This is a genomic window from Methylobacillus methanolivorans, assembly GCF_054588515.1.
This window is the reverse complement of record NZ_BAAILT010000002.1, coordinates 122,492-148,435: the sequence shown is the minus strand read 5'-3', so window position 1 is coordinate 148,435 and position 25,944 is coordinate 122,492. Positions and strand designations below refer to the sequence as shown.

28 protein-coding genes are annotated in these 25,944 nt (G+C 49.6%); 4 read left to right on the top strand and 24 right to left on the bottom strand.

All coding sequences use genetic code 11. The features are described from left to right. Positions 1-193, top strand: a 193-nt coding sequence (locus LG202_RS02020) for a hypothetical protein (RefSeq protein WP_230346754.1), incomplete at its 5' end; no start/stop codon positions are given. 47 nt (positions 194-240) lie between these two features. On the opposite strand, the gene LG202_RS02015 is transcribed toward LG202_RS02020, so the two are convergent. The 15 genes from LG202_RS02015 to fliF form a co-directional block, all read right to left on the bottom strand. Further along, positions 241-978, bottom strand: a complete 738-nt coding sequence (locus LG202_RS02015; protein WP_230346753.1) for a secretin N-terminal domain-containing protein — start codon at positions 976-978, stop codon at positions 241-243. A gap of 376 nt (positions 979-1,354) precedes the next feature. Further along, the gene (locus tag LG202_RS02010) at positions 1,355-2,572 is read right to left on the bottom strand and encodes an EAL and HDOD domain-containing protein (RefSeq protein WP_230346752.1); all 1,218 of its coding nucleotides are present in this window, start codon (positions 2,570-2,572) and stop codon (positions 1,355-1,357) included. Between the two features lie 27 nt (positions 2,573-2,599). Then, positions 2,600-3,403 carry a flagellar biosynthetic protein FliR gene (gene fliR, locus LG202_RS02005; protein WP_230346751.1) on the bottom strand — a complete coding sequence of 268 codons (804 nt, stop codon included), beginning with the start codon at positions 3,401-3,403 and terminating at the stop codon, positions 2,600-2,602. Between the two features lie 10 nt (positions 3,404-3,413). Then, positions 3,414-3,683 carry a flagellar biosynthesis protein FliQ gene (gene fliQ / locus LG202_RS02000; RefSeq protein ID WP_230348019.1) on the bottom strand — a complete coding sequence of 90 codons (270 nt, stop codon included), beginning with the start codon at positions 3,681-3,683 and terminating at the stop codon, positions 3,414-3,416. A 15-nt stretch (positions 3,684-3,698) separates the two neighbouring features. Next, on the bottom strand, positions 3,699-4,451 hold the full coding sequence (gene fliP, locus LG202_RS01995) for a flagellar type III secretion system pore protein FliP (protein WP_459724643.1): 753 nt from the start codon (positions 4,449-4,451) through the stop codon (positions 3,699-3,701). 5 nt (positions 4,452-4,456) lie between these two features. After that, positions 4,457-4,885, bottom strand: a complete 429-nt coding sequence (fliO, locus tag LG202_RS01990; protein WP_230346749.1) for a flagellar biosynthetic protein FliO — start codon at positions 4,883-4,885, stop codon at positions 4,457-4,459. A gap of 14 nt (positions 4,886-4,899) precedes the next feature. Further along, positions 4,900-5,328, bottom strand: coding sequence for a flagellar motor switch protein FliN (gene fliN / locus LG202_RS01985; RefSeq protein WP_230346748.1), 429 nt, complete (start codon positions 5,326-5,328; stop codon positions 4,900-4,902). After that, positions 5,318-6,325 (bottom strand): flagellar motor switch protein FliM, encoded by a 1,008-nt coding sequence (fliM, locus tag LG202_RS01980; protein WP_230346747.1) that lies wholly within the window; start codon positions 6,323-6,325, stop codon positions 5,318-5,320. The genes fliN and fliM overlap by 11 nt, the downstream gene beginning before the upstream one ends. Positions 6,326-6,347: 22 nt before the next feature. Beyond that, complete coding sequence (fliL, locus tag LG202_RS01975; protein ID WP_230346746.1) at positions 6,348-6,842, bottom strand: flagellar basal body-associated protein FliL; 495 nt, start codon at positions 6,840-6,842, stop codon at positions 6,348-6,350. A gap of 246 nt (positions 6,843-7,088) precedes the next feature. Beyond that, the gene (locus LG202_RS01970) at positions 7,089-8,207 is read right to left on the bottom strand and encodes a flagellar hook-length control protein FliK (protein WP_230346745.1); all 1,119 of its coding nucleotides are present in this window, start codon (positions 8,205-8,207) and stop codon (positions 7,089-7,091) included. A 15-nt stretch (positions 8,208-8,222) separates the two neighbouring features. Then, positions 8,223-8,675 carry a flagellar export protein FliJ gene (gene fliJ / locus LG202_RS01965; protein ID WP_230346744.1) on the bottom strand — a complete coding sequence of 151 codons (453 nt, stop codon included), beginning with the start codon at positions 8,673-8,675 and terminating at the stop codon, positions 8,223-8,225. Positions 8,676-8,699: 24 nt separating this feature from the next. Further along, the gene (gene fliI, locus LG202_RS01960) at positions 8,700-10,112 is read right to left on the bottom strand and encodes a flagellar protein export ATPase FliI (RefSeq protein ID WP_230346743.1); all 1,413 of its coding nucleotides are present in this window, start codon (positions 10,110-10,112) and stop codon (positions 8,700-8,702) included. After that, the gene (locus tag LG202_RS01955; RefSeq protein ID WP_230346742.1) at positions 10,105-10,788 is read right to left on the bottom strand and encodes a flagellar assembly protein FliH; all 684 of its coding nucleotides are present in this window, start codon (positions 10,786-10,788) and stop codon (positions 10,105-10,107) included. Before LG202_RS01955 ends, fliI begins: the two co-directional genes overlap by 8 nt. After that, the gene (fliG, locus tag LG202_RS01950; RefSeq protein ID WP_230346741.1) at positions 10,781-11,776 is read right to left on the bottom strand and encodes a flagellar motor switch protein FliG; all 996 of its coding nucleotides are present in this window, start codon (positions 11,774-11,776) and stop codon (positions 10,781-10,783) included. Before fliG ends, LG202_RS01955 begins: the two co-directional genes overlap by 8 nt. After that, positions 11,769-13,529 carry a flagellar basal-body MS-ring/collar protein FliF gene (gene fliF, locus LG202_RS01945; RefSeq protein ID WP_230346740.1) on the bottom strand — a complete coding sequence of 587 codons (1,761 nt, stop codon included), beginning with the start codon at positions 13,527-13,529 and terminating at the stop codon, positions 11,769-11,771. Before fliF ends, fliG begins: the two co-directional genes overlap by 8 nt. A 245-nt stretch (positions 13,530-13,774) precedes the next feature. Here fliF and fliE point away from each other — a divergent pair, with 245 nt between their 5' ends. Next, complete coding sequence (gene fliE / locus LG202_RS01940) at positions 13,775-14,140, top strand: flagellar hook-basal body complex protein FliE (protein ID WP_230346739.1); 366 nt, start codon at positions 13,775-13,777, stop codon at positions 14,138-14,140. Positions 14,141-14,213: 73 nt separating this feature from the next. On the opposite strand, the gene LG202_RS01935 is transcribed toward fliE, so the two are convergent. From LG202_RS01935 to LG202_RS01895, 9 genes are all read right to left on the bottom strand, one after another. Further along, positions 14,214-14,525: an EscU/YscU/HrcU family type III secretion system export apparatus switch protein gene (locus tag LG202_RS01935; protein ID WP_400877968.1), complete on the bottom strand. Its 312-nt coding sequence runs from the start codon at positions 14,523-14,525 to the stop codon at positions 14,214-14,216. Further along, positions 14,515-15,543 carry a flagellar hook-length control protein FliK gene (gene fliK / locus LG202_RS01930; protein ID WP_230346738.1) on the bottom strand — a complete coding sequence of 343 codons (1,029 nt, stop codon included), beginning with the start codon at positions 15,541-15,543 and terminating at the stop codon, positions 14,515-14,517. The genes LG202_RS01935 and fliK overlap by 11 nt, the downstream gene beginning before the upstream one ends. Then, a complete protein-coding gene (locus tag LG202_RS01925) occupies positions 15,540-15,881 on the bottom strand; it encodes a flagellar protein FliT (RefSeq protein ID WP_230346737.1) in 342 nt (113 codons plus the stop codon). The genes fliK and LG202_RS01925 overlap by 4 nt, the downstream gene beginning before the upstream one ends. Then, positions 15,878-16,336 (bottom strand): flagellar export chaperone FliS, encoded by a 459-nt coding sequence (gene fliS, locus LG202_RS01920; RefSeq protein WP_230346736.1) that lies wholly within the window; start codon positions 16,334-16,336, stop codon positions 15,878-15,880. The genes LG202_RS01925 and fliS overlap by 4 nt, the downstream gene beginning before the upstream one ends. A gap of 14 nt (positions 16,337-16,350) precedes the next feature. Next, positions 16,351-18,354, bottom strand: coding sequence for a flagellar filament capping protein FliD (gene fliD / locus LG202_RS01915; protein WP_230346735.1), 2,004 nt, complete (start codon positions 18,352-18,354; stop codon positions 16,351-16,353). 39 nt (positions 18,355-18,393) lie between these two features. Continuing rightward, positions 18,394-18,738 (bottom strand): flagellar protein FlaG, encoded by a 345-nt coding sequence (locus LG202_RS01910; protein ID WP_230346734.1) that lies wholly within the window; start codon positions 18,736-18,738, stop codon positions 18,394-18,396. Positions 18,739-18,821: 83 nt separating this feature from the next. Continuing rightward, entirely contained in the window at positions 18,822-19,682 is an 861-nt protein-coding gene (locus LG202_RS01905) for a flagellin domain-containing protein (RefSeq protein WP_230346733.1), read from the bottom strand. Between the two features lie 438 nt (positions 19,683-20,120). Next, the gene (locus LG202_RS01900) at positions 20,121-20,768 is read right to left on the bottom strand and encodes a response regulator (protein ID WP_459724641.1); all 648 of its coding nucleotides are present in this window, start codon (positions 20,766-20,768) and stop codon (positions 20,121-20,123) included. A 46-nt stretch (positions 20,769-20,814) separates the two neighbouring features. Then, positions 20,815-22,254 carry a sensor histidine kinase gene (locus LG202_RS01895; protein ID WP_230346731.1) on the bottom strand — a complete coding sequence of 480 codons (1,440 nt, stop codon included), beginning with the start codon at positions 22,252-22,254 and terminating at the stop codon, positions 20,815-20,817. Between the two features lie 203 nt (positions 22,255-22,457). Here LG202_RS01895 and LG202_RS01890 point away from each other — a divergent pair, with 203 nt between their 5' ends. Further along, positions 22,458-24,485, top strand: coding sequence for a TonB-dependent receptor plug domain-containing protein (locus LG202_RS01890; RefSeq protein ID WP_230346730.1), 2,028 nt, complete (start codon positions 22,458-22,460; stop codon positions 24,483-24,485). A gap of 27 nt (positions 24,486-24,512) precedes the next feature. Beyond that, the gene (locus LG202_RS01885) at positions 24,513-25,778 is read left to right on the top strand and encodes an ABC transporter substrate-binding protein (protein WP_230346729.1); all 1,266 of its coding nucleotides are present in this window, start codon (positions 24,513-24,515) and stop codon (positions 25,776-25,778) included. The last annotated feature ends 166 nt before the right edge of the window (positions 25,779-25,944 follow it).

The window sequence follows — 25,944 nt, the reverse complement described above, 5'->3', positions numbered from 1 at the left end:
GCAAGCAGTCAAAGCAAGTGCGAGCAGAGCGGCAAGCAGAGCGGAACGTGTCATTTTTTATCCCTTAAGATGTAGTGTAGACAATAAATTTTTTAAAACCAGTTACGGTAAGCCTTTAAACCAACCGAGTGCCAAAAATTCTACCATTTCCGATAAAAAATACCACTGTTTTTTGGCTCCCAGCCTTATTTAGCACAAACTTTTGCTATTTTTTGAACAAAAAAACAGGCAGTAAATCTTTTAATCCACCTTGATTTGCAAACGACTGTTCTTTCCTTCGCCATATTGGTTTTGCGAAAGGATTGCACGACTCACTTCATCACGCGCCTGCATGACACCACCGATATCAAGCCATTGCCCACGTGGCGTACGCACAGTAGTCGATAACTGTTCAAAATCAATCACCCCAGAGGTATTGAGCCTTGCAATACGGGGGGTAATTTCCACCTCCACGTCATTCCCAATGTATCTCGGCCTAACGGCAAACCCAGTGGTAACCTCATAAAACTCTGTTGTCTGTTGCACATTGGCATATTGTGCTGTTAAGAATATCCATTGTTGAGTAAAAGGCACAACCTGCCCTACTTGGATGAAAGCGCGCTCACCATCCAGCACAGTGAGGAATTGCTCTCCACGGCGCTCACTTGCCGCCAAATTATCGTCCACATCGAAGCGCAAACCTTCGCGTCGACCATGAGCATCATTCACACCAATTTCAGCACTTCCATGACGCACACTACCATCTACACCTATTGAGCGCTCAAGCTGCTCCAAAGACTCATCATGACGAACAGTGATCCGCACATTACGCTGAACAGTATCCAACCGCTCCACCAAGGCCTCAACCATCTCCATTTTTTCGGTGCTAGCTCGGACAACCAAGTGATGGTCTATTGCCGTCACTGATCCTTCAGAACCTACCAGTTGTTGCACTGCAGGCAGGATGTCCTGCGGAAAGCGATGCTGCAAGGTAATCATCTTGAAATCCAAGCCCGCAGCCCAAATTGGCTGGCAATACAAGCATATGACAATCAACCATAGTCGCATTCTTTTACTCCCTTTCCAATGAGTCTAGCCCAGGCTAATCAGAGTTTGGGTACGATGCCCAGTATCCGTCTGGATACAACACTTTCAAGTGTGCTCAATATTGCCCGTCAAACACACCTAGGGCAAGTCAGGTACATCCATCACTCATGACACTACACGCAACCGTCACCTATCTGCCTTGCTGGATCATACAGAATCAAGGTCACAATGAATCTATTAAGGTAAGGCAAATCAAAAATCATCATTACTATCATGCATCAACTAAAAAGCCGGCATATGCCGGCTTTTTAGTTGATGCATGTAAAAGCTATACTCCGAGCGCTTCCACCCAAGCCAAGGCCGCAATATGGGCATCATTGACCTTGTTCGGATCAAGTTGCAGGCTTTCTGCCAATGCAATAATGCGATTGTTATCCTGGTTTTCACAGGCCTCGGCTAGCTGCAGGAATGGGCCATAAATCCCCTGTCGATGCAACAACGCATCTTGAATCGCATCTGGCAGATCGATTTTCTCCAGCACCCGGTCCATGGGCATTTCCAGCATCAGGTCCAGCATGGAAAATACGCCGGTAACGAACAGGTTGTCTCGCCCGGTCTTGTCGAAGTAGCCCTCGCCCAGCAACTCTGTCAGACGACCGCGCGTGATAGAGGTTTTCATGAGTGCCGGTGCTGCGGAATTCTCCCCCGCCGTGATCATCAACAACGTTAACCAGCGATACAGCTGCTTGGTGCCGATAATTGTCAGGGCATGGCGCAGGGATTGAATTTCGCAGGACAAGCCAAAACCCACCGAATTGATATAACGCAATAGCTTGAAAGAAAGTGCTGCATCTCGCTTGAATCCATGCTCCACTTCGCGCATATCTGCATCGCGGCTGATCATATTGAGCAGGTCTAGCACGGCTGAAAATGCTGGATTAATCACCTTGGCCGTGAAGGTTTCTGTATGAGCGAAGTAGAAGCCTTGAATCAGGGGAAAGCCGATGTTGTGACATGCATCGTATTGATGATGATGCTCTACCCTTTCAGCCACAACAGTAACACCAAGTATCTGGTACTCGAGGAATCTCCTTGCCACCTCATCCATAGTATAGGCTAGGATATCAATCTTAACGTAATCAGCATAATCAATCAGTGCAGACCCAACCAAGGACTCTCCCTTGTCCTTAAGGGCAATCCGGTAACCACGCTTGCGCAGAAACTCGCAGCGCTCAAGCACGGCTGCGTTTGGCGCAACGAACGCCTCCAACTCCAGTACGGTCTTGGTTGGAGGAAGCAACTCCAATAGTTCGCTATGCAGCATTTCCTCACTAATATTGAGAAAAGCCAGCTTGTCGCCCAGCAGCCACAACGTGCCCATATCGCTGATCGTGTTCACCAACACCCGGTTACAGGCCTGCAAGCTATTCTCATATACCGCCGTCGTTGCTTCGGCACTATGGCGGAAGAACAACTCATAGGCCACGATCTCTTGCTTAGCGTTCATAATAGGCTGGCGGCCAATATATGCCTGGTCTTGTGTCATACCATTCAACTTTCAGATTGCGTTTTTCTATTGTTTCTGAGGCCCTGCTGCCATCACAGGACTGGCTATCTCCTGCATAAAGCTCATGCTCTCATGCATCAGTCGCTGTATAGGCTGCATCATGTAAGGCAATGCCAACATCAACAGCAAGAAGCCCAACGAGATTGTGATCGGGAAACCTATCCCGAACAGGTTGAGTTGTGGTGCAGTGCGCGTCAATATCCCAAGCGCTAAGTTAGCCAATAGCAATGCTGTGATGATAGGCAATGAAATCAATAACCCGGCACTGAATATCTTGCCACCCCATAAAGCGATTTTATAGGGATTCAACCCAAAATTGGGTTCTGCCGTGATAGGAAAAGTGGAAAAGCTTTCCAACAAAGTGGAAATCACGACTAGATGGCCATTGATGCTCAAGAAAATCAACATCGACAATACCACCAGGAACTGACCAATGGCAGTGCTCTGCCCTTGTGTTTGCGGATCATAGAATATGGCAAAACCTAGGCCCATGGTCATCCCGGCGGCATGTCCAGCGAGCTCCACGGCAGAGAAAATGATGCGCAGGCTAAACCCCATCGCCATCCCGATGAGTATCTGCTGCATGAGGATTAGCAGGCCGCTCATGGAAAATACCGAGATAGGCGGAATATCAGGAATGGCAGGAATCACCGCAACGGTCAACACCAGACCAAAGCCGAGCTTGATATTATTTGGCAGCGCCCGATGGTTGAATATAGGAGCAATAGCGATAAAAGCGAGGATACGCGTCAGCGGCCACATCAGCGTAGCCACCCATACCTGCAGGAATTCGCTCGTGACTGTCACCATGAAGGTTTAATCATCCAGTCAAGGTAGGAATGCTGGTAAATACAGCCCTGAGATAATCAGTGAACACCGACAGCATCCATGGGCCGGCAATCAGCAATGTAGCAAAGACTCCCAATAATTTAGGGATAAAGGTCAAAGTGGTTTCATTGATCTGTGTCGCAGCCTGGAAAATACTCACGAGCAAGCCTATTGCCAACACCACCAGCAGCATGGGCCCTGCCATCATCAACAACACCTCTGCTGCCTGGCGACCTATGGTCATCACCTGCTCAGGACTCATGCTCATCTTGCACCCCTAATAAAAACTTTGGGCCAGCGACCCCAATAGCAATTGCCAACCATCGACCAGCACAAATAGCATCAGCTTGAACGGCAAAGCCACAATAGCAGGCGATACCATCATCATCCCCATCGACATCAAAATACTGGCAACCACCATGTCGATAATCAGGAAAGGAATAAAAATCGCAAAGCCGATCTGGAACGCTGTTTTCAACTCGCTAGTGACAAATGCCGGCACCAGGACACGCAAGGGAACCTCTTCAGGCGTAGCTACCGCATCGGTACGCGACATCTTGAAGAACAACGCCAAGTCGGATTCGCGGGTTTGCTTCAGCATAAACTCCTTGAGCGGAATAGAGCCACGCACCATGGCTTCCTGCATGGTGATACGTTCTTCGTCAAATGGCTGATAAGCCTCGGTATAAATGCGCTCAAATACCGGCCCCATCACGAAAAAGGTCAGGAATAGCGCCAACCCCACCAGCACTTGGTTAGGTGGCGAGGATTGCGTACCCAATGCCTGGCGTAGCAATGACAGGACAATAATGATGCGGGTAAACCCTGTCATCATGAGCAAGGCCGCTGGCAGGAAAGACAGCGAAGTCAGCAGGATCAGGGTCTGGATGCTGAGGGAGTAATTCTGGCCGCCACCAGCAGCTGGCTGGCTATTGATGAAGCCCAGGCCACCAGGCTCTGCCGCATGCCCAAGTAATGGTAGACCCAATATCACTGCACACAGAAAAATCGTGAGATAACGTGCATGCATGGTCATCAAGGCTTTCTGTTCAGGGACTTATTCAGCCAGGCTGAAAACGGCACGCTCACCTGGTTAGCGACAGGTGCCATCATTGGAATTTCCTCTCCAGGTGCAAGATCAGCCAGGCTCGTGACCTGACCTGGCGCTACACCGAGTACCAGCCAACGCCCGGCGACTTCAACAACAACGACCCGCTCACGACTGCCCACACTCACGCCTCCGACAATGCGCACTACAGACTGCTGCTTGAGCCCAGGCGTCATGCGTTTCATCAACCACGCAACAGCCACCATGACGCCCAGCACCAATGCTAAGCCCAACACCATGCGTAGCAGGCTGCCGGTCGTGGACACTTCTCCTGCCGCTGCAAAAGCCAGCGCAGGGCTCAGCAATACGCCAGACAAGGCAATCCTATAGGCCATAGTGCGTTTTATCTTGTTCATCAAATCCAGCTCGATTACTTGTTGATTTTACGGATACGCTCCGCGGGCGTGATGATATCCGTCAAGCGAATACCGAACTTGTCATTCACTACCACCACCTCGCCCTGGGCAATCAGGCAACCGTTCACCAATACATCCATGGGTTCCCCAGCCAAGCCATCCAGCTCAACCACCGAACCTTGAGCAAGCTGCAGCAGGTTCTTAATTGCAATCTTGGTACGACCAAGCTCAACAGTCAGCTGCACAGGGATGTCCAGGATGAAGTCGATATCATTCTGGGTTTCATGCAGCTTGCTCTTGGCAGAAAACTCGGTAAATACAGGCGCCTGTTCGGTCTTTCCACCCAATAATGCCGAGACATCGTTTTCTTCTGCCTGGCTTTGCTCTGCCATGGCAGCCCCCCAGTCATCCATCAACTGTTCTTCATTGGGATCAATCGCCATCGGATACCTCTCCTTTTACATATTCGCTGGAATTTGATCGCAGCAATTTCTCTACTCGCAATGCATATTGGCCGTTAAACACGCCATATTTACACTGCATGACCGGCACGTTATCCACTTTGGCCTCGATTTCCTCGGAAATCGATAGCGGAATGACATCGCCTACCTTCATGTTGAGGATATCGCCCAATGTCATACTCGCCTTCGCCAAATCGGCAATCAACATCACCTCGGCACTTTGTATCTGCTGCGTCATGAGCCGCACCCAACGCTTATCCACCCCCAGGGCCTCGCCCTGTAGCGGTGAAGTCAGCACATCGCGGATCGGCTCTATCATCGAGTAAGGGAAACAGAAATGGATTTCTCCATTGGAGGCACCCAACTCAATATTGAAAGTAGTCGACACCACGACTTCATTCGGTGTAGCGATATTGGCAAACTGGGTGTTCATCTCAGAGCGGATATACTCGAAATCCAGCTTGTAGACTGGTTCCCACGATTTAGCATAAGTCTCGAAAACAATCGCCAATACCTTCTGGATGATACGTTGTTCGGTCTGGGTAAAATCACGCCCCTCAACACGGGTATGAAAACGTCCATCACCACCAAACAGGTTATCCACGATCAGGAACACCAGCGTAGGATCAAACACCATCAGCGCCGTGCCACGCAGTGGCTTCATATGCACCAAATTAAGATTGGTCGGCACGACTAGGTTACGGATAAATTCGCTATATTTGGATATTTTGACCGGGCCTACCGAGACCTCAGTGGTACGACGGAGGAAATTGAACAGGCCTATACGCAACAGGCGCGCAAACCGCTCATTGATAATCTCCAATGTCGGCATGCGCCCACGGACAATACGCTCCTGCGTCGCCAGGTTGTAGTTGCGAACGCCAGCAGGGTCAACGGCAGGCGTGTCATCTTCCTGCTCATTACTTACGCCCCTGAGCAGCGCATCGACTTCTTCCTGAGAGAGAAAATTATCCGCCATAATTGCCTGTACTCATGGATATTTACTGAATCACGAACGAAGTAAAAAACACATCATTGATCACCAACGGCTTAGCGCCTTTGTTGAACGGCTGAGAAAGCTGATTGATGATTTCCTTGGTCAGTGCCTGCTTTCCTTCAATTGTCAGCAACTCAGACGATTTCTTGCCACTCAGCAGCATCAGGATACGGTTACGCACACTGGGCATATGCTTAGTGATACTGTCCGCCTGTGCTTGGTCTTCCACCTGCAAAGTCAGATCGACTTGCAGATATTGTGCCTCGGCGTCTGGCTGAAGATTGACAGTAAAAGTCTCCAGTTTGACGAACACTGGATCCTTGACCTCCACCTTTTCTTCCTTGGGCTTCCCCTCGTGCTCAACATGGGATTTCTGGCTGAAATACCAATAGGCGGCACCGCCACCCAACGCCAATACTAGGACAACCCCTACCGCTATGAGGATCAGGCCTTTTTTTGATTTTTGCGGCTGAACTTCTTTTGTGACTTCTTGTGCCATCTGCAATCCTTATCGCCGTTCTACTACTGGTTAGTAAATATTATGAAAGATTTGCCAGAATAGCATGCAGGAAATAGAAGGAGGAAATTACGCCAAATCCATGGATAGGCGCGGATAAAGAGAAGCAAGATGGGCAAAAACAATCACTGCCAGGATACTATGCCCCCGGCAGCTGACGTCACGGCACCAATCAGATCATGACAAGGCCATAGGGGAAATACCGCTATCGCAGGAAATGAATGGCTATTAGGCGAAGGTATCTACCAACCCCATCACCTTGGCAGCCTTGGCTAGCACTGTCTCGGCTTCATTCCCCTGCACACCTGTATTCGCGCGATTCATGCCTGCAGCTTGTTGCTGCGCCTCCTGCTGTCCAGAGCGAACATTGGCCTGGCCTAATTGCAAGCCTGATTCGCTCATCATCTGGCGCAAGTTATCCATGCCATCTTCCAGCGCACGACGCACATCAGCCTGGTCAGAAAGGAAAGTCGTATCTGCCTGGTTGTTATGCACATGAATAACCACTTGCAATGGCCCTAGATCAGGTGGATTCAATGTCAGTGAAGCGGTCTGCTCTCCACCAGCGGCCATCCAGACCACCTTCTGGCCAATTGCCTGGTTCCAACTAGGCTGCCCAAAAGGTGTAGGCACCAGATTGCCGCGCACATCCATGGCAGCTGCAGCCTGCTGGGCTTGCTGAGGCTGTTGCATAGGAGCTGTCGCAGTGGCTTGTACCTGTTGTTGTATTTGCTCCAAGGCGTCAGCAAACAACGAGGACTGTTCATCGTTGGCAGTCGGCTTTGGAATAGAGGCGGCTGTGAGTATCGCGGCTTTATCAACTTCAAGCTCAAGATCAGCAGCAGGCTTATCCTTGCCCTGCCACTCTACGGGCGCACGTTGCGCACCCAACTGCTCAAGCTCATCAGCTACTTCCACGGCGGGCCTGCGCTGCACATCAGGTGTCATCGCTGCGGCGATCGGCTGCGCATCCGTCGCTACGGGCACTGACTCCTGCGTCATCAACGCAGCATCCTGCTCTGAGAGAGCCTCTTTATCGGCTACAGATAGCATCTCTTCCTGTACTAACTTTGGATCCAGTAGCAGCTCAGCCGGTACCAATTCCGGATCAACCATAGGCTGCGACTCAGCTCCCAACTTTAGTTGCAATAGCATGCGCTGCTTCTGTATTGCCTGCTCGGTGCTACCTACCTGTTTCGCCTCGGCCTGCACTTGCTTGGCAAGCACATCCTTGAAAGCCGGGCCGTCATTCGCAGTGTTGGTGGACTTTGCCGCCTTGGCCACAGCAGCACTGGCTGCCGTATTGTTGAGAATCGCCGCCTGGCTGGGTACTGGAATATTCTGCATGCTGGAAGCTCCTGCTTATTGTCTACTCTGGTTACGGCTCACACGCATGGCATGCTCATCCATCATCTTTTGGTCGCGCTTGAGTTCGATCGCATTTTCACGCTTATCGGCACGATCAATCAGCACGTCATAAGACATCTTTTTCTTCTGGCATTCTTGCCACTCTTGTTTACGCAACTGGTGTACTTGGCGCAAACGCTCCACATTCTCGGTTTGGCTCACGATCGCTTGTGACAGCTTGCCGAGAAAACTCTGGTAGTTCTGGTAAATCTCTGCCGTCATGCCATTGCTCATCGCCTGGTCACGCTGGCTGACATAATCAGCACGGTATTGCATTAACAGATTCAAGCTTTTTTCTGACTCAGCCAATTGCCGGTTGGCTTCACCCAGACGATCAGCAGCCACATCAACGTCCTTTTCGGCCAATCCCTGCAAGGTAGTCAACACCACCCGTTTTTGCTTAGACATGCCATCTCCCCTCTGGCTTAGTCATTAACTTACGCCTCCTACCAATGCAGCCAGATCATTGACGCTGGCCGTCCAGTGGGCGGACTCCTTAATATCTTGTTGCAAGAAAGCCTCAATTGCCTCGTGACGCATGATGGCCTCATCCAGCACTGGGTCACTCCCGCTTTCATAAGCCCCGACATTGATCAAATCTTGGTTGCGGGTATAGCGGGAATTCAACTGCTTGAGCTTACGCGCGTTTTTCTGATGCTCGGGCGACGTGATATTGTGCATGGCCCGACTGATCGATTGCTCTATATCAATGGCTGGATAATGCCCGCTTTCGGCCAAGCTACGGCTCAATACAATATGTCCATCGAGAATCGCCCGTGCAGAATCAGCAATCGGATCTTGCTGATCATCACCTTCGGTTAGCACGGTATAAAACGCGGTTATAGACCCTTCACCTGGCTTACCATTGCCAGCGCGCTCCACCAGGGCCGGAAGCTTAGCAAACACTGAAGGCGGATAGCCTTTGGTAGCAGGAGGCTCCCCGATCGCTAGGGCAATTTCGCGCTGCGCCATGGCATAGCGAGTCAAGGAATCCATGATCAACAAAACATCCTTGCCCTCATTCCGGAAATACTCGGCAATTGCCGTTGCATAGCTCGCACCCTGCAACCTCATCAGCGCCGGGACATCCGCAGGCGCAGCGACAACGACAGAACGGGCAAGCCCTTCAGGCCCGAGAATCTGTTCAATAAATTCTTTTACTTCACGACCACGCTCGCCAATCAAGCCGACAACAATGACATCTGCCGTGGTATAGCGCGCCATCATTCCCAACAGCACGCTCTTACCTACGCCAGAACCGGCAAATAAGCCCATGCGCTGGCCACGGCCAACAGTCAACATACTATTGATGGCACGCACGCCAACATCCAAGACATCCTCAATGGGTGCACGCGACAAGGGGTTGAGCGGGCGGGTATTGAGTGGCACGCTATTTTCACTATTGAGTGGCCCCAGCTCATCCAGCGGACGACCCGCCGCATCAACCACACGACCAAGCAAAGCCTCCCCCACAGGTAAATGCCTTGCACGATCAATAGCGCGGCGGCGTGGATGTTTTGCCTGGTTAGGCTTGGGCAAGGCTTCAGCCACTTCCAGCGCAAACACTTTTGCGCCCGGTGTCACGCCCTCAACACCACTTTGTGGCATCAGCAGCATTCGCCCACCATCAAAACCAACCACCTCGGCCTCGACCCGTCGCCCTTCTGCCAATGGAACGTAACAAGCACTGCCAATTGGCAATTTGATCCCGACGGCCTCCATCACCAACCCTGTCAATTTGGTGATACGCCCAGAAACTTCTAGTGACTCAACGATCTCCAGTATCTCGCTACAATCATTAAGATACTCTTTCCAGCCTTGTTGATGAACGAGCGCGCTACTCATGGTGCTCTATCCAGTCACTATGCTGTGCCAAGGCATCGCAAATACGCTTCCAACGCGTACCGTTGCTGGCATCAATCTGGTTATCACCAGTCTCCACCATGCAACCACCTCTCTCCAGGCTGGCATCCTCATGAATCTGCCAGTTGCTGTCGGCCATATCTTCTTGCAGGTATTTTTTAACCACGGCCACATCGTCAGGATGCACAATCAGGCGAGCAGGCTTCTGCACCACAGGCAAATAATGAATAGACTCCTGTACAATAGGCAAAATAATGGCGGGGTCTACCTTTAATCTATCCTTGACCATTGCCTTGGCAATATCCAGTGCCAAGGAGAGCAACTGCTCTGAAATAGCTTCATTGGCAGTCTTGAGCGCCTCGTCCATGCTGGACAACACAGCATTGAGCCGATCCCTATCTTGCTGCACTTGGGCCGCTGCATCCGCTATTCCAGTGTCAAAGCCCTGCTGCAGCCCAATTTTGTAGCCTTCACGCCTAGCCTGCTCCAGCTCTGCTTCTAGGCGGGCTTGTTTTTTCTCTTCACTCTCCTGTTCCACTTGTGGCGCAGGACGCACACTAGCGGATGGCGATTGCCGCGATGACTCTTCAGCAAAAGAAGCCATTTCCCAGCGCTGATACGCGGTTTGCTTCTCTTTAGGAATCATCACATCAGACATAAGCATCCTCACCCTTGCCGCCTAGTACGATCTGGCCTTCGTCGGCCAATCTGCGAACAATTTGCAGTATTTGTTTCTGCTGGGTTTCCACTTCTGACAACCTGACTGGCCCCTTGCTTTCCAGGTCTTCCTTCATCATTTCAGCCGCACGACTGGACATATTGCGGAATATCTTGTCACGCAATTCGTCTGTGGTTCCCTTGAGGGCCACAATCAATGTCTCAGACTGCACTTCACGCAGCATGATCTGTATACCCTTGTCATCAATTTCCATAATATTATCGAAGACAAACATTTCATCCATGATGCGCTGAGCCATATCGCTGTCATAACTCTTGAAACCATCCATCAGGTTGGCCTCATTGTCGCCACTCATGTAATTCATGATTTCAGCAGCAGCTTTTACACCGCCAATCTGTTGCTTCTTGATACTTTCATTGCCGCTGAGCAACTTGGTTAGCACGTCATTAAGCTCGCGTAATGCCGTTGGCTTGATACCATCCAAGGTGGCAATCCGCAGCATGGCATCCTGACGCAGGCGCTCAGTGAAATAACCCAGGATTTCCGCTGCCTGATCCGGCTCCAAATGTACCAAGATAGTAGCGATAATTTGCGGATGCTCATTCTTGATAAACTCAGCTACCGTCTGAGCATCCATCCACTTCAAGCTCTCAATACCACTGGAATCGCGCGTTTGCAGGATACGGTTCAGCAGGCCTGATGCTTTGTCATCTCCCAACGCCTTCGTCAGTACCGAACGGATATACTCATCAGAATCAAGGCCTATCGCTGTATTCTTATCAGCCTCATCCAAGAACGAAACCAAGACCGATTCAACCTGCTCATGCCCGATAGATTTCATCGATGCCATGGCAGTACCCAGTTTTTGCACCTCACGCGGGCCCAGATACTTCATGACCTCGGCAGCCTCATCCTCGCCCAAGGCAAGCATCAACACTGCACTTTTGACTACGCCATTATCACTCATTGCCATTCACCCAGTTTGTCACAATGCTGGCTACGACCTTGGGATTTTCCTTTGCAAGCTGGCGTGCAGCTTCCAGATTCTTTTTATAGCTACGCTCTGCGGGGCTTCTGGCTTCATCTGCTTCAGTGCCACCCCCAGCGATACCACCCTCGCCAGCAGATAAGCTGACAATGGCATCCTGATCTTCTTCATCCAGTTTGGCAAGTTCACCCTTCTTTTCATCTTCAGGTGAAAGCTTACGCAGTAAAGGGCGCAAGAAGCGACGATACAGCATGAATAGTACCAGCAAGACCAAGCCGTTCTTCAACCACTCCTTGGCCATATCAATGTTTTCCGGGTCTTTCCATAATGGCACTTCCGGGAACACCTCAGCCAATTCGGGCATGAAGGAACTATTCACAACACTCAATGAATCGCCGCGCTCCTGGTTAAAGCCCATGGCTTGCTTGGCAAGATCACTAATCTGGTTTTTCTCATCATCGGTCAACGGACGTGTCGTCACCTTACCCTGAGCATCCACTACCTGCTTATGGTTAACCACCACCGCCACCGTCAAGCGCTTGACCCCTCCCATGGGCTGCTGCTGATAACGCACGGTCTTATCCACCTCATAATTGGTCGTGGTATTCCGCTCCGAATTCATGATGGGCGTGGTGACGGTAGTGCCAGGAGGTGTTGTCGTAGTGGTAGTCACCACATTCGCATTGGTCGTGGTGGTCGGACCAGCGCCTGGCGCAACGATAGGTGCGGTCGCTGGCGCGGGAGGCTGATTACTCAATGCTCCCGGCACACCACCCACGCCTTGACCTGGCAGGGTTTGCGATTCGTTGCTCTGACTACTGCGGATGGCAGCACCCTCTGGCGTTGGATTGGGTTTGTAGATTTCAGCCGCTTGCTCCACCACGGAGAAATCCACCTCAGCACTCGCTTCAGCATGCACGTTCTTCGCACCTACCAGTGGTGCAATAATAGATTCAACACGGCGCACGATATTTTGCTGCAACTCGTCCACATATTTCAGTTGCGTAGGATCAAGCTGATGATTGGCACCAGTATCCTTGCCGTTACCAGAAAGTAGGTTGCCATTCTGGTCAACCACGGTGACATTAGAGGTTGGCAAATCAGGAACGCTACTCGCGACTAGGTGTACGATTGCACTCACCTGACGCTGATCAAGCGTGCGACCAGGATGCAGATTCAGCATCACGGATGCCGTTGGTTTTTGTTGATCACGTGTAAATACGGTTGGCTTAGGCATCGCCAAGTGAATACGCGCTGCCTGCACAGTCCCGATAGACTGAATGGTTCGCTCAAGCTCACCTTCCAGGCCGCGCTGGAAATTCACTTGCTCGACAAACTGCGAAACACCAAATTTCTGGTTTTCCAGTAATTCAAAGCCAATATTGCCACCTTTGGGCAAACCTTGTGCAGCGAGCTTGAGTCGGATGTCATGCACATTATTGGCAGGTACCAATATAGCACTGCCTCCATCGGCAATCTTGTAGGGCACATTCATCTGCTCCAGCGCCGCAACAATTGCACCACCGTCCTTATCGGAATAGCTAGAGAACAATACGCGGTATTCAGGTTTCTGACTCCAAAGCCAGAACACCACCATCAAGGCAATCACGGCAGCCGCACCCAAGGCCAGCAGCAGCTTGTTCTCCAAGAGTGACTTGAAGTTGAACGCGCCTCGTGCTGGTGCTTCGGTGGTAGTGTCCGCGGCCAAGGTCGCTTCGTTGGCTGCTGCCATAATACTTCTCCCATGCGATGGCAAAATAACTAGTTGCGCAGCATCCGCGATGCCCAGGTGCCATTCATCCTACGGTCACCGCTTTATCACTGCGATGCCATTATCACGATGCGCTGGCAAATTTAATCAGGAAAATAAGCTGGGTTTTATCGCCTTATTCCCATCAAAGAGGTAGCAAGGCGAATGATAAGCTGCTGCCATGTTGAAATAAGTCCGCAAGGGCATAAGCAATTCAGGAGATTTCCATGAAAACTTCAGCGATAGATTCCGGCAGAATAGAAGCCATGATGGCGCAGCTCAAGGCAGCTGCCCAAAAGCCCAACGCCGCAAGTGTAGTACAAGGTGTTACTGGCACCAACATGGCACAGAAAACACAATCCACCACCCGTGTGGATTTCTCTGAAGTTCTGAAGTCTTCGATTAATCAGGTCAACCAAGCACAGGTAAAAGCAGAAGAGTTGGGCAAAAGCTTTGCCATGGGAGATGACAAGGTAAGCTTGTCCGATGTGATGGTCGCGGGGCAAAAAGCCAACATTTCATTACAAGCCACGATACAGGTTCGCAATCGATTGGTATCAGCCTATCAGGACATCATGAATATGCAGGTGTAAGACCACACTCTTTGCGAGCGATACCACATACCTCAAAACCATTTCACTCCAACCTCTAGACCACCAATAAGCGTTAATCAACTTCGGGCCTGAGCAATAGATTGGGGGCGGGAGCATCTTCGCCATGCTCCAAGCGATAAAGCCAAGCCAATATCTCCGCAATCGCCTGATACAGTGCTGGTGGAATGTGATCATCCAGATCTACCTGCATCAGTAGCGCAAGCAGTTCCCTGGATTCATGCACGAAGACCTCATGTTCCTTAGCCTTAGCAATAATCTGTTCCGCAATAATGCCCTTCCCCTTGGCCACCACGCGCGGGGCAAAGTCACCAGATTCATACGCGAGCGCCACCGCCTGCTGTTGCAAGACTGGATCATTCATCATGCACCACCGCCAATGCATCCAGTACCTGCCCATGGCTTGTCAATGCAGTAGCCAGGGCGGGCAACTCAGATTGCAAGCGCTTTATGGCTACCTGATCGGCAGCCGCGATACGGACGCGCAGATGCCCGGCATGCAGGACAATATTCGCACTCACGCTGCCCAAGCTAGGTAGCTCCAGCTTCACATTACTGGATATTGGCCTATCGTCAGCGGCATCAGCATGAGTGTTATGCTCATCTGGGTCGACCTCCCCTTCGTGCACCTTTACTTGCCAATCCATCTTCTGTCCGGGCCAGACTTCCCCCTGCCAATGCACACGCTGATTTTCCAGCACAGCAATTTGCTTGTTGATCATGGACTCAGCCACGCTATTCGGCTGATTCTGTGGCTCCTGCAATAGGCTGGCTAAGGACAGTTTTCCCGCGGTAAATTTTTCCAGATGGGATTCATAGAACAAGCCAGAACTGGTAAATGCCCGCTGAATATCCTGTGCAACGATTCGAGGATTTTGTGGCGCATGCGTCACGACTTGCTGGCTAGTCAAGGTCTTGGAGGTTTCACCATTGGCGGCCTGGGCCAGTTGTTGACTCAGGATACGCGCACCACTACTGAGCGCAGCAGATACGCCATTATCAGCAGCAGGTAAGGGTAAGGGCTGGGCCTGTAATAAAGTATTGGCTGGTAGCCTTGAGAGTTCTAACTGACCAGCTTGCTGACTCAGCAAACGAAACGTGGGAACCGGGCTATCTCCCACAAAACGCAGCAACATTTGCTGACCTATGGTTGCCTGCTGCCCGAGTTCCATCTTGAAGGTATTGCCCTGCACATTGACCTGAAAAATCCCTGGCTGCAAACGGCTCATGACCTGGCCAAAATAATTTTGCCCCTTGACCAGTTGGGCAATGCGGAAATTAAGGTCTTGAACAGTATTGGCAATCTCCTCCACCGCCTGCACTGGCGCTACCCGGGCAAGGGGCGCAACAGCATCAGCTGGATCGGGAGATTGCTTGATAATCATCTGCCAGGCCGTATCAACTGCTTATAGGTATCGAACATCTGCCGATTTGCAGTGTTATTGGTCAGAATATCAGAGAGACGCACCATCCATGGATCAATGATATTGCGAATTTGGCGATCAGCGTCCAGGATGCGCTTGAGATGTGAAAACTTGAGCTTTTGCTCAGGCTCACGTAAGGGTTCAGCACAATTATCTTCATCCGCTCGCTTGATACGAGCAGCACATTCAGCCTCAAGCGTAGCAAGTTTTTCCCAATCATGTTGCTGGGCAGCTGCCAGCATTTGATCCGTAATATCGGCTACCGCTGCATATAAAGACAAAGTGTGCTGGGTACTCATGAATATGCCTTTTCCAGACCATGTTGGTTTTGTTGTAAAGTATTCTGAACCGGGTTTGCAGACTGTGGTTGGCTCGCAAGCTCGGACCAAGCCTCATTCAGTTCATTGAGCAATCTTAGCACCTCTTCTACCACGGCAATATCGCTTTGGCTATTCGCAATATACAGACGATTGCCCATGTAGGCATACAAGGAATCCAGGCTATTGGCAATCTCTCCACCCGCCTTCTTGTCTAGGCTGGCACGCAGTCCATTCTCAATAATGGAAATCGCCTTGGTCAAGTCAGCGCTCTTACTTGCATAATCCTGCTCGCGGATATGCTTGATCGCAAGATTACATGCCGTAATCGCTCCCTCATACAACATCACAACCAATCGGGTAGGACTAGCAGCCACCACCCCAGTTTCGACTCCAACCCTTGCATAGGCATTGACACCTGCATTGAACCCGAACATGAAAAGCTCCTTAATTAACTGTTAGCGCTAATAGCGGCAAGTTGTTGAGTAAGATAAGACTGCGTTGTCTTCATTTGCGTCATCAAGACATCAAGCGCCACAAACTGAGCACGATAACGTGCTTCTACAGCGGTCAATCTCACCTGCAAGGCATCCTCCTGCTTGGTCACGCGCTTGATAGAGTCCTGCAAGCCCTCTGTTCGACTTGCCAGCAGGCCAGCATCACTGGTGAACCCTTTGACCAACTCATTCAGTTGTGCAGCATAGCCCACACTTAACCCGATGCTGCCACGGCTACCTGTTGCCGTACCGCGCACAGAAACAACCAGCCCCTCGGCTGGATTACCTACAGCCGTACTAGTCAGCACTTGGCCTTTACCTGTAGCTTCTGCCCCATTGATTGTGCCTGCTACATCCAGCCCCTCAACCGCGACCGGGTCACTGCCAAACAGACCACTTGCTGCTGTACCTCCAGTGATCTCAAGTGTTGATCCAGTACCATATTCTGGAGAGGTAATTTTCAGCATTCCACCTTCAACAGAAACCTCAGCAGATGACTTCGCATTCTTCAACTGGGTCTGCAACTGCTGCGCCAACTCCTCTACAGAGGCATAGTTACCAGCAGCCAGTGTCAGGTTGTAAGAGACACTATTGATCTTGATGGATAACGTATCATTCACCCCTGCCTCAATATTCAAGTCAGGCGATGCGTTGCCAGTCAGCGTCCCCCTAGTTGCGGCTTGCGTGATATCGATCGCATAGTTACCAGATTGTGTTTTGCTTCCCTGCGTGACGAAGCGCGTATCGGCATCTGAAGCCACACCAACCGCAGCAAATAGTTTGGCAACATCATCCAGGTTAGTATTAATCGCTTTTTCCAGTTTGCTTGAGTCGAGTGCAAGCGAACCATCTCGTTGTATCGCCACACCAATTTGGCTCAATGTACTGAACGCATCAGTACCGCCTACTGCCTTTGTGAGCGACATCTTGATTTGAGAAGAAATTGACCTCGCTGTGGCATCCCCGAGCAATGCGCCATTTTTCCTGTCGGCAGCCGTCGTAGTACTATCATCAAACTTTGTCAGATTACGCAGCGTAGTATTCACGGCATTGAACGCAGTCACAAAAGCATTGACCGAGTCCTTGATGGCCTTTACATCCTTGGTGACATTTAGCGAAACAGCATTATCAGGGCTAGCTTTGAACAAGTTCAGCGTAATACCGTTTAATACGCCAGTCACGACATTGCTTGCGCTTTCCACGTCGATACCATCAATATTGAGCTTGGCATTACGTGCCTCTTGCAACTCAACCAAATTCTTTCCGGAACCAGCGCTCGCAGTTGGATCATAAGCAAGACGGGATAATCCATCAGCATCAGCATTATTACCATCGGCGTCAGCAACAGTGACCTTGATGCTATTAATCTCTCCAGACTCTTTTGAAGTCAGCACTAGGCGTCCGCCATTCTGACCATCATTGACAATTGTCGCCGTTACACCTGCATCACCCGCATTGATAGCATCACGGATGCCTGCAAGGCTATTGTTAGCGGCAGAGATCGTCACACTTTTCGCGGTTTTATCAGGATTTGCGGTAAAGGTATTATTGGCTTCATCATAGGTACCCAGCGTAATCGTCAACGTGCCGGTGCCGACTGCACTACTAGTACTAGCAAAGCTTGATGTAGCCAGCTTCTGGGATTGTGCGAGCTGACCAACCTTGATGGAATAATTGCTCACCGTTGCAGAGCCACTGGAAGTTGCGGTAAAAACCGAGCTATCCCCTGACGTGGCAGCCTGCACATTGAATTTACTGCTAGTAGAAAGATTGGCTAACGCTGTCTGAAAACTGGATAGCGAGCTCTGTAAGGTCGCATAGGCCGAAATCTTGGACTGGTAGGACGTTTTCTGCTGACTGAGCAACGTCAACGGTTTTTGCTCAACCGTCATTAAACTGCTGACAATCGCATCAATATCGAAATTGGTACTGGCAGAAATCCCGCTAGTGCTTGCCATAACGATGCCTCGCTTCCCTGAAAACCTAAAAAATCAAACTCAGGCTGTCTGCCTGATAATCAACCCCTGCAGCTTGCCCAGAGTTTTTGAAATCGCCAATACCTCCTCGTTAGGAATCTGGCGTAATACTTTCTGTGTTTCAGAATCAACCACTTTCACAACCACTCGACCTGAATCCGCATCTGTGGAAAACTGGATCGACTGCATCATGGGAGCGATAAATTCATTAATCTGCTTTACGGCTGATTGAACCTCATCATTAGTTGCCACAGGTGCAGGTTGCTGCTCACCACCTTTTTCTCCAGCACCAGGCAAAGACACGACTGATGCCGTAGGAGCCAGACTATTGGTCTGGCTATATGCCTCTATGTTCGTGATTGCCATGTTGAATTCCTTAAGCAAAACCCGCAGCCTCTGTTTTTCAAGAAGACTGCGGGATTTTCATACTAATAACCTGCCACTTGTCCTTAACCTCGGAGCAAGGTCAGCACATTGTTAGGCACAGAGTTGGCTTGTGCCAGCATTGCAGTACCCGCTTGTTGCAGAATCTGCGCCTTGGTCAAGTTCGCTGTTTCTGCGGCAAAGTCAGCATCCAGTATACGAGACTTAGCAGCAGATTGATTCTCAACCGACACTTGCAAGCTGCTGATTACCGACTCAAAGCGGTTTTGTACAGCACCCAAGGTAGCACGGCTGGTATTCACTGCATCCAATGCATCATCAATCGCATCAATCGCAGCAGTTGCGCTATCAGCAGTAGCACCACTAATCGCTACGGTACCTGTCGCAGCAGCAGCAGCAACGTCCGATGCTGTGGAGCTACCAGAAGTCAGATTAATCTCACTTACTGTGATGGTATCTTGATTTGTCGTACCCGCACCTACCTGGAATGTCAGGGACCCTGCACTGCCGTCGAACAAGGCCTTATTATTAAACTTGGTACCGTCGGTAATACGGGTGATTTCTTCTTGCAGCTGCTTGAATTCAGCTTGCAGGTTGTCACGGTCACCAGATTCATTCGTAGCATTGGCCGACTGCACTGCCAGCTCACGCATACGTTGCAGTGCGTCAGTGATCTTGCCCAGTGCGCCTTCAGCAGTTTGCGCAAGAGAGATCGCATCGTTGGCATTACGGATTGCTACGGTTTGCCCTCTCACTTGAGCATCCATACGAGTAGCAATGGATAAGCCAGCAGCATCGTCCTTGGCGCTGTTAACACGCAGACCAGAGGACAGACGTTGCAAAGATGTATTCAGGCTGGATTGCGAAGTCGTCAAGTTACGTTGCGCATTCAGCGAAGCCAGGTTGGTGTTGATAATTGCAGCCATGTTGGTTCTCCTTCGATTTAGTTAATTTCCCAAACAACACTTGTTGCTTTTGGTATCGCTTCACAGCCTTGAATCACATCACTGTTAAGACTGTTATCGGTAGCATCGAAAAAAAATTTAGGTGTTGGTTGCACTAACTTTTCTCTCGCGCTGCATCTGATTGCAATGCCATGCCCCTGATGTCGGTTTGGTTAAAAAAATCTTTAGAGCCTTCTCCTTCTCGCAATTAAAAACGCCATTAAATTAATTAAAATTCAATAAGTTAAAAACAAAAATCAATTTTTTTTATTTTTAACCCTAAAGTTTTTAGTAGCTAATTTTTTAATTTTCAGAATGTAAAAAATAAGCTACCACGCCACAATCAGCATAATAGCGTGAGGTTAAAGCAGGCAATCGGGATAAAAAGAGGGGTAAAAAGCGCCAGATCAGCGCTTGAAATTAATCGATCAGGTTGTTCTTGATCGCGTAGTGAGTTAATTCTGCGTTGTGGCGCAGGTTGAGCTTTTCCAACAATCGAGCACGATACATGCTGACTGTCTTGACCGATAGGGAGAGATTATCCGCAATCTCGCTGACAGAAAGACCTGAAGCAATCATGGTCAAGGTCTGGAATTCACGATTGGAAAGGGAATCATGGATAGGCTTATCCAAGCCGCCATCAACTTGGTCGGCCAATGCCAGTGCTACTTCCGGGCTGATGTACTTCTTGCCCTTGGCCACTGTACGGATCGCCGTCACTAGCTGATCAGAAGCCCCTTGCTTGCTTAGATATCCAGAAGCTCCAGCACGCAAGGCACGAATCGCATAGGCATCTTCGCGATGCATGGAGAGCATTAATACCGCGACCCGAGGATGTTCTTTCCTGATGATATTACAAGCCTCTATACCACTACGATCCGGTAGGGAAATATCCAGCACCAAGACATCCAACCCCTTGGTGCTAGCCAACTTGATCGCCTCAGTCGCATTTTTAGCATCTGCCACCACTTCAATATCTTCAGTTTCGGCAAGGATCTGCTTCAGGCCCTCCCGCAGGATGGCGTGATCATCAGCAATAATCACTTTAATTGTAGAAGTAGAAGTCAATGCCATGGTTATTATATGAAGTATCGTTATTGTTATTATCGTTTTGTTATTTAAGTGCCGTGGCAATATTCACTGGCTGCACTGGTAGAGTTACCGTTACTATTGTACCTCCTTGTTTACCCGCGTGCACCTTGCATTGCCCAGCAAGCGCTACCGCACGCTCCGCCATACCGCTAATGCCAAAGGCATTATTCTTTAACCTATCAACAGGCGCAATGCCGATACCATCATCCACCACTTGCATCACAATCTCATCCGCTGATGCCGCCAAAGTCACCTTCACATAACTAGCCTTGGCATATTTAGCAATATTGGACATCGCCTCCTGGCAAATACGGAATAAGGTAATTGCATGATCAGTCGACACCGTCAGTTCAGGTTGATGACAAACAAACTCGCAAGGAATCCCGATTTTCTCGACAAACTGGGCTGCTTGCCATTCCAATGCAGCGACTATCCCCAACTCCAGTACGTTGGGACGTAAATCACTCGCAATGCGATGGGCGGCTTCAAATGTATCATCAACGATTGCCTCCAATTGCTTAGCTTTACTCAGTAATGTCTCTTGCTCAGGCCCCAGCCTTTTGATGATGGAAGACAAACCGAGACGAATTGCCGTCAGGTTTCCCCCTAGGTCATCATGCACTTCCTGGGCGATGCGCAAACGTTCTTTTTCCTTGATCTGTGCAAGCTGGGCAGAAAGCCGGGCTAGTTTTTCATGCGATTGGCGAATGGCTTGCTGTTCGCGTCGACTCTGCGTGATATTGGTCATGATGCCCTCCCACACAACCGTGTTATCGGGCATCTTGCGTGGACTGGCACGCAGGTTAATCCATTTCGTATCTTGCCACGCCTGCATCCAGAAGCGGCCCGTCCAATTCAGCACACTTAAATTATGCGCAGATTCGCTGACATTCTTTTCATAAGCGGCTTTATCCTCCTCATTAATGAGAGAAAGAAAAATATCAGGATTGGCAACTAATACTTCAGCATCCTCTCCCAGTAAAGGCTTACAAGCATCACTCAAGTAAACAAAACCCATCACGCCATCCCGGCTCATGTGCGCCTGATAAACCACGCCCGGCGCGTTGGAAATCAACGCTGTCAGGTTTGCCCCCTCATTCAGCACATGCAAGAGATGGCGACTGAATGCATGGGTATCCCGCATCACCAGCAATACCTGCCCACTGACACGCCCCACCATCAGTAAGCGAAACTCGCCCAGGTAACGATTAAGCTCATGCAACTCATGGCTAATATCCAGCATGACTTGTTCTCTAGGCACAGCCTCCAGAAATTCCCTGACCTTCGGCTCTTTCAATGCCAGCAGCAAATTCTCCACCGGGTGTTCCGCAACAGGCGCCTCGGCACCATCAACCAATACCGTCATTAATGTTAAAGACTGGGGGTCAATTGCATAAATATCATCCAGCGAACTCTGCGCTGCAGATTCAAGATACTTGCGGATTTCGGATAATGGCGACACGGCAACACCTGCTGAAAGTATCGGCAAAGCCTACCAGAACAAGTGATTAATTCAAGCCAACCTCGACAGTTACGCTAGCCTACTGACATATTTGAATCATCTCATGCAGTGACTCATGTATAACTTACGTTATATATTTACAAATATAATGATTTCATATTTAATCCCGCCTTTGTTTCAATTACTTAGCATCGGGGAGATCAATGTTCACTAACCATAAGCGGCTGAAAGTAGCTGTCATTCTTGCGCTATTAGCCAGCAGCCAAGTTTCATTGGCAGAAGTTTCACCTTTTAATCTGGGTGAAATCAATGTCACCACCACCAAGCAGCAAGAAGACACTAGCCTCTCTGACAATACGATTACGCAAGAAGATATGCGACTTTTTAATCGTGAAACTGTTGGTACAGCTCTCAATACCTTGCCAGGTATAAGCATGACTCAAGGTGGCCAGCGTAATGAGCAACTAGTGCAATTACGTGGTTTCGATTTACGACAGGTTCCTGTCTTTGTAGATGGTATTCCGGTCTACGTCACTTACGACGGTTATGTTGACCTTGGTCGCTTCAATACTTTTGATTTATCTAAAATCCAAGTTTCTAAAGGCTTCAGCTCTGTTCTTTACGGGCCTAATACATTGGGTGGTGCAATCAACCTAGTCAGTCGCAAGCCAGTGAAAGAGTTTGAAGGCAGTATCACAGCTGGCATGAAAACTGACCGCAATCTCAAATTCAACGGCTATACCACTGACGTCAACATGGGCGGTAATTACGACACATGGTATTGGCAAGCCAATACTTCATACGTGGACAATGAGCGGTCTCGTATGTCTAGTGATTACACACCCAATCGCTTTGAAAATGGTGGTGATAGAGAGCGTGCATATAACAGGGACGGAAAAATCAACCTTAAAATCGGTTTAACTCCTAGCGAAGGCAATGAATACAGCCTGAATTACATCAATCAGCAAGGCACAAAAGGTAGCCCTGTATACGCAGGCAACGATAGTGGACGCGGTGCCAACTATTGGGATTGGCCAAAATGGGATAAAGAAAGTCTTTATTTCATTTCACGTACCACCTTTGGTAGTAGCACCTACCTGAAAATCCGGGCTTTCTATGACAAGTTCAAAAATGTATTGGAAAGCTTTGATGATGCGCGTTATGCCACAATGACCAGAAACAGTTCATTCACTAGCATTTATAACGACGACACCTATGGCGCTAGCGCCGAACTGGGCTTCGATATTGCCAAAACCAATACTTTGAAACTTTCCGCTCATTACAAGCATGACAAGCACGAAGAGCACAACAAGGGCAATCCCATTCAAACATTTGAAGATCGCACAATCTCACTCGGCATCGAAGACTCTCACCACTTCACCGAGAAGCTGAGTCTGGTAACAGGCGTTAGCTATGACAAGCGTGACACGATCAAGGCTGAAGGGCTGAACAACCTCAACCAGATTTACGCTTTCCCAAATGGCGATGCCCATGCGTGGAATCCTCAAGCAGGTTTATTCTATAAGCCAACAGAAGATAGCGACATTCACCTTACAGTCTCCAGGAAAAGTCGCTTTGCAACCATGAAGGACCGTTTCTCTGGCCGTTTTGGTCGCGCTGTCCCTAACCCTGATCTAGCTACAGAAAGAGCCACTCATTATGAACTGGGTGCTGGCGCTTTCGTGTTACCAGAGTTGAAGTTGCAAGGAGCGGTATTCTTTATTGATACCAAAGACATGATTCAATCTGTCAGCCTTCCAAATTCAGCTTGTACTGCAGGCGGGGGAAATTGCTTTCAATTCCGCAATATTGGAAAAGTACAAAGCCAGGGTATCGAACTAGGTGGAACCTGGTTTGCCAGCGATAATGTTGAAGTGGGCGGCAACTATACCTTCATCAATCGAGATAACCTAAGTAACGACCAACAATTAACAGATGTACCGCGCCAAAAACTCTTTGCGTACAGCAAGTGGAAAATAAATAGTGCCTTACAGATATTAGCGAGCATGGAAGCCTCATCATCACGTTACTCTCGGCAAAATCAGGCACTTACAACCTGGTTATCAGCCAAGGGTTTTGCAACTGGAAATATCAAAGCCATGTATGCAGTCAATGCGGACTGGTTTGCCGAAGCAGGTATTAATAACATCCTCGACAAAAACTATGCATATACAGAAGGCTTCTATATGGAAGGCCGCAATATGTTTGTTAACGTCACGCGCAAGTTCTAAGCAACTCACAACTAGATAGGAAACATCATGGCCCGCTCTCTTACTATCAAGGCAGCATTGAGCTGGCCAATCCAGATTCTCATCATCTGGCTGATACTTGTCAGCCAGGTGTCATGGGCGGATACGACCAAGGTCATCGTGATGACCAGCTATCCGCAAGAGGTCGTCTCACCATTCGAAGCGGCATTTGAAAAACAATATCCGCAATACAAGCTGGAAATACTCTGGCGGCAATCGCGCGATGCCATGGCGTATTTCAAGGATGCATCGCAGCCAGTCGATGTGTACTGGACACCTGCGCAACGTAATTTCGCCCAGCTAGAAAAAATACAGGCTTTTCAGCCACTACATTTAACCCTTGATGGCTTGCCTGCTTCCATCAATGGATTCCCATTGCGCGAAGGCAACTACATTGCCACAGAAATAGCAGGGTATGGCCTTGCAATTAACCCGCAGGGTATCACTGCAGCAGGACTACCTGTGCCACATGATTGGCATGATCTCACTCATCCAGCATGGCGAGGCAAGGTAGCCTTGCCTGTACCTTCAAAAGTGGGGTACGCCCCACCACTGATTGATATCTTGCTGCAAGGCTACGGTTGGCAGGCTGGCTGGAACCTGTTACAGGAGATCGCCGCCAACTCGGAACTGGTAGGCATGGGTTCGACTTTTATTACCGATGATATTGCCACTGGCCGTTTGCTGGCAGGCTTGACCATCGACTTTTTCACGGCTTCTGCCATCGCGAATGGCGCACCGCTGCAATTTCTTTACCCTGAAGTCACAGGTTATTCTCCAGCGCATATCGCGGTAATGAAGCAGGCAGCCAATCAGGAAGGTGCGCAAGCCTTCACCAGCTTTGTGCTTTCAGCACAAGGCCAGCACCTCCTGTTTCACCCGGACATTCGCAAGCTACCTGTGCGGCCTTCGGTCTATACAGATCAACCCGCAGGATATTTCAACCCGTTTGCAAATAATCCGGCATTTACCTATGACACCAAACGTGGCCTGGCTCGCCAAGAGATCACCAATGCCTTGTTTGATGCCATCATCACGGAAAACCTGGCTAGCCTGAAGCAGGCCATCGCCGCCATCCAGTCTGCCAGCAATACCTTGGGGGAAAATGCGCCACAAGTGCTGCAAGCAAAGAAGCTACTGCAATCTCTACCCATGGATGAGGCTACCGCCGACTCCAAGGCTCCCAGGACATTAGATACCACTGAAACAGCACAATGGCAGAAGATCATGCATGATCGCTACCAAGCCGCTACCCGCATTGCAGCAGGCTTGTAACCCTGATGTTGTATCGCTTTCTTGTCGCATCACTTATCGCAAGTACTTTTATTCCCAGACTTACCAGCAGTCAAGAAGCAGCGAGGGTAGTGACAAACAACACCACTCGTGAGGCATACTCGCAAGCGATACAACCACTCTCCACAAAAGATATACAGACATTCCA

Coding starts and splice junctions, on each gene's coding strand:
- fliG (WP_230346741.1), bottom strand. CDS start 11,776: ATGAGTGATAATGGCGTAGTCAAAAGTGCAGTGTTGATGCTTGCCTTG.
- LG202_RS02010 (WP_230346752.1), bottom strand. CDS start 2,572: ATGACACAAGACCAGGCATATATTGGCCGCCAGCCTATTATGAACGCT.
- LG202_RS01955 (WP_230346742.1), bottom strand. CDS start 10,788: ATGTCTGATGTGATGATTCCTAAAGAGAAGCAAACCGCGTATCAGCGC.
- LG202_RS02015 (WP_230346753.1), bottom strand. CDS start 978: ATGATTACCTTGCAGCATCGCTTTCCGCAGGACATCCTGCCTGCAGTG.
- LG202_RS01890 (WP_230346730.1), top strand. CDS start 22,458: ATGTTCACTAACCATAAGCGGCTGAAAGTAGCTGTCATTCTTGCGCTA.
- fliQ (WP_230348019.1), bottom strand. CDS start 3,683: ATGAGTCCTGAGCAGGTGATGACCATAGGTCGCCAGGCAGCAGAGGTG.
- fliF (WP_230346740.1), bottom strand. CDS start 13,529: ATGGCAGCAGCCAACGAAGCGACCTTGGCCGCGGACACTACCACCGAA.
- LG202_RS01885 (WP_230346729.1), top strand. CDS start 24,513: ATGGCCCGCTCTCTTACTATCAAGGCAGCATTGAGCTGGCCAATCCAG.
- LG202_RS01925 (WP_230346737.1), bottom strand. CDS start 15,881: ATGAGTACCCAGCACACTTTGTCTTTATATGCAGCGGTAGCCGATATT.
- fliE (WP_230346739.1), top strand. CDS start 13,775: ATGAAAACTTCAGCGATAGATTCCGGCAGAATAGAAGCCATGATGGCG.
- fliO (WP_230346749.1), bottom strand. CDS start 4,885: ATGAACAAGATAAAACGCACTATGGCCTATAGGATTGCCTTGTCTGGC.
- fliL (WP_230346746.1), bottom strand. CDS start 6,842: ATGGCACAAGAAGTCACAAAAGAAGTTCAGCCGCAAAAATCAAAAAAA.
- LG202_RS01910 (WP_230346734.1), bottom strand. CDS start 18,738: ATGGCAATCACGAACATAGAGGCATATAGCCAGACCAATAGTCTGGCT.
- fliK (WP_230346738.1), bottom strand. CDS start 15,543: ATGATTATCAAGCAATCTCCCGATCCAGCTGATGCTGTTGCGCCCCTT.
- fliI (WP_230346743.1), bottom strand. CDS start 10,112: ATGAGTAGCGCGCTCGTTCATCAACAAGGCTGGAAAGAGTATCTTAAT.
- fliD (WP_230346735.1), bottom strand. CDS start 18,354: ATGGCAAGCACTAGCGGGATTTCTGCCAGTACCAATTTCGATATTGAT.
- fliP (WP_459724643.1), bottom strand. CDS start 4,451: ATGCATGCACGTTATCTCACGATTTTTCTGTGTGCAGTGATATTGGGT.
- fliJ (WP_230346744.1), bottom strand. CDS start 8,675: ATGTCTAAGCAAAAACGGGTGGTGTTGACTACCTTGCAGGGATTGGCC.
- fliR (WP_230346751.1), bottom strand. CDS start 3,403: ATGGTGACAGTCACGAGCGAATTCCTGCAGGTATGGGTGGCTACGCTG.
- LG202_RS01905 (WP_230346733.1), bottom strand. CDS start 19,682: ATGGCTGCAATTATCAACACCAACCTGGCTTCGCTGAATGCGCAACGT.
- fliM (WP_230346747.1), bottom strand. CDS start 6,325: ATGGCGGATAATTTTCTCTCTCAGGAAGAAGTCGATGCGCTGCTCAGG.
- fliS (WP_230346736.1), bottom strand. CDS start 16,336: ATGTTCGGGTTCAATGCAGGTGTCAATGCCTATGCAAGGGTTGGAGTC.
- LG202_RS01935 (WP_400877968.1), bottom strand. CDS start 14,525: ATGATGAATGATCCAGTCTTGCAACAGCAGGCGGTGGCGCTCGCGTAT.
- fliN (WP_230346748.1), bottom strand. CDS start 5,328: ATGGCGATTGATCCCAATGAAGAACAGTTGATGGATGACTGGGGGGCT.
- LG202_RS01970 (WP_230346745.1), bottom strand. CDS start 8,207: ATGCAGAATATTCCAGTACCCAGCCAGGCGGCGATTCTCAACAATACG.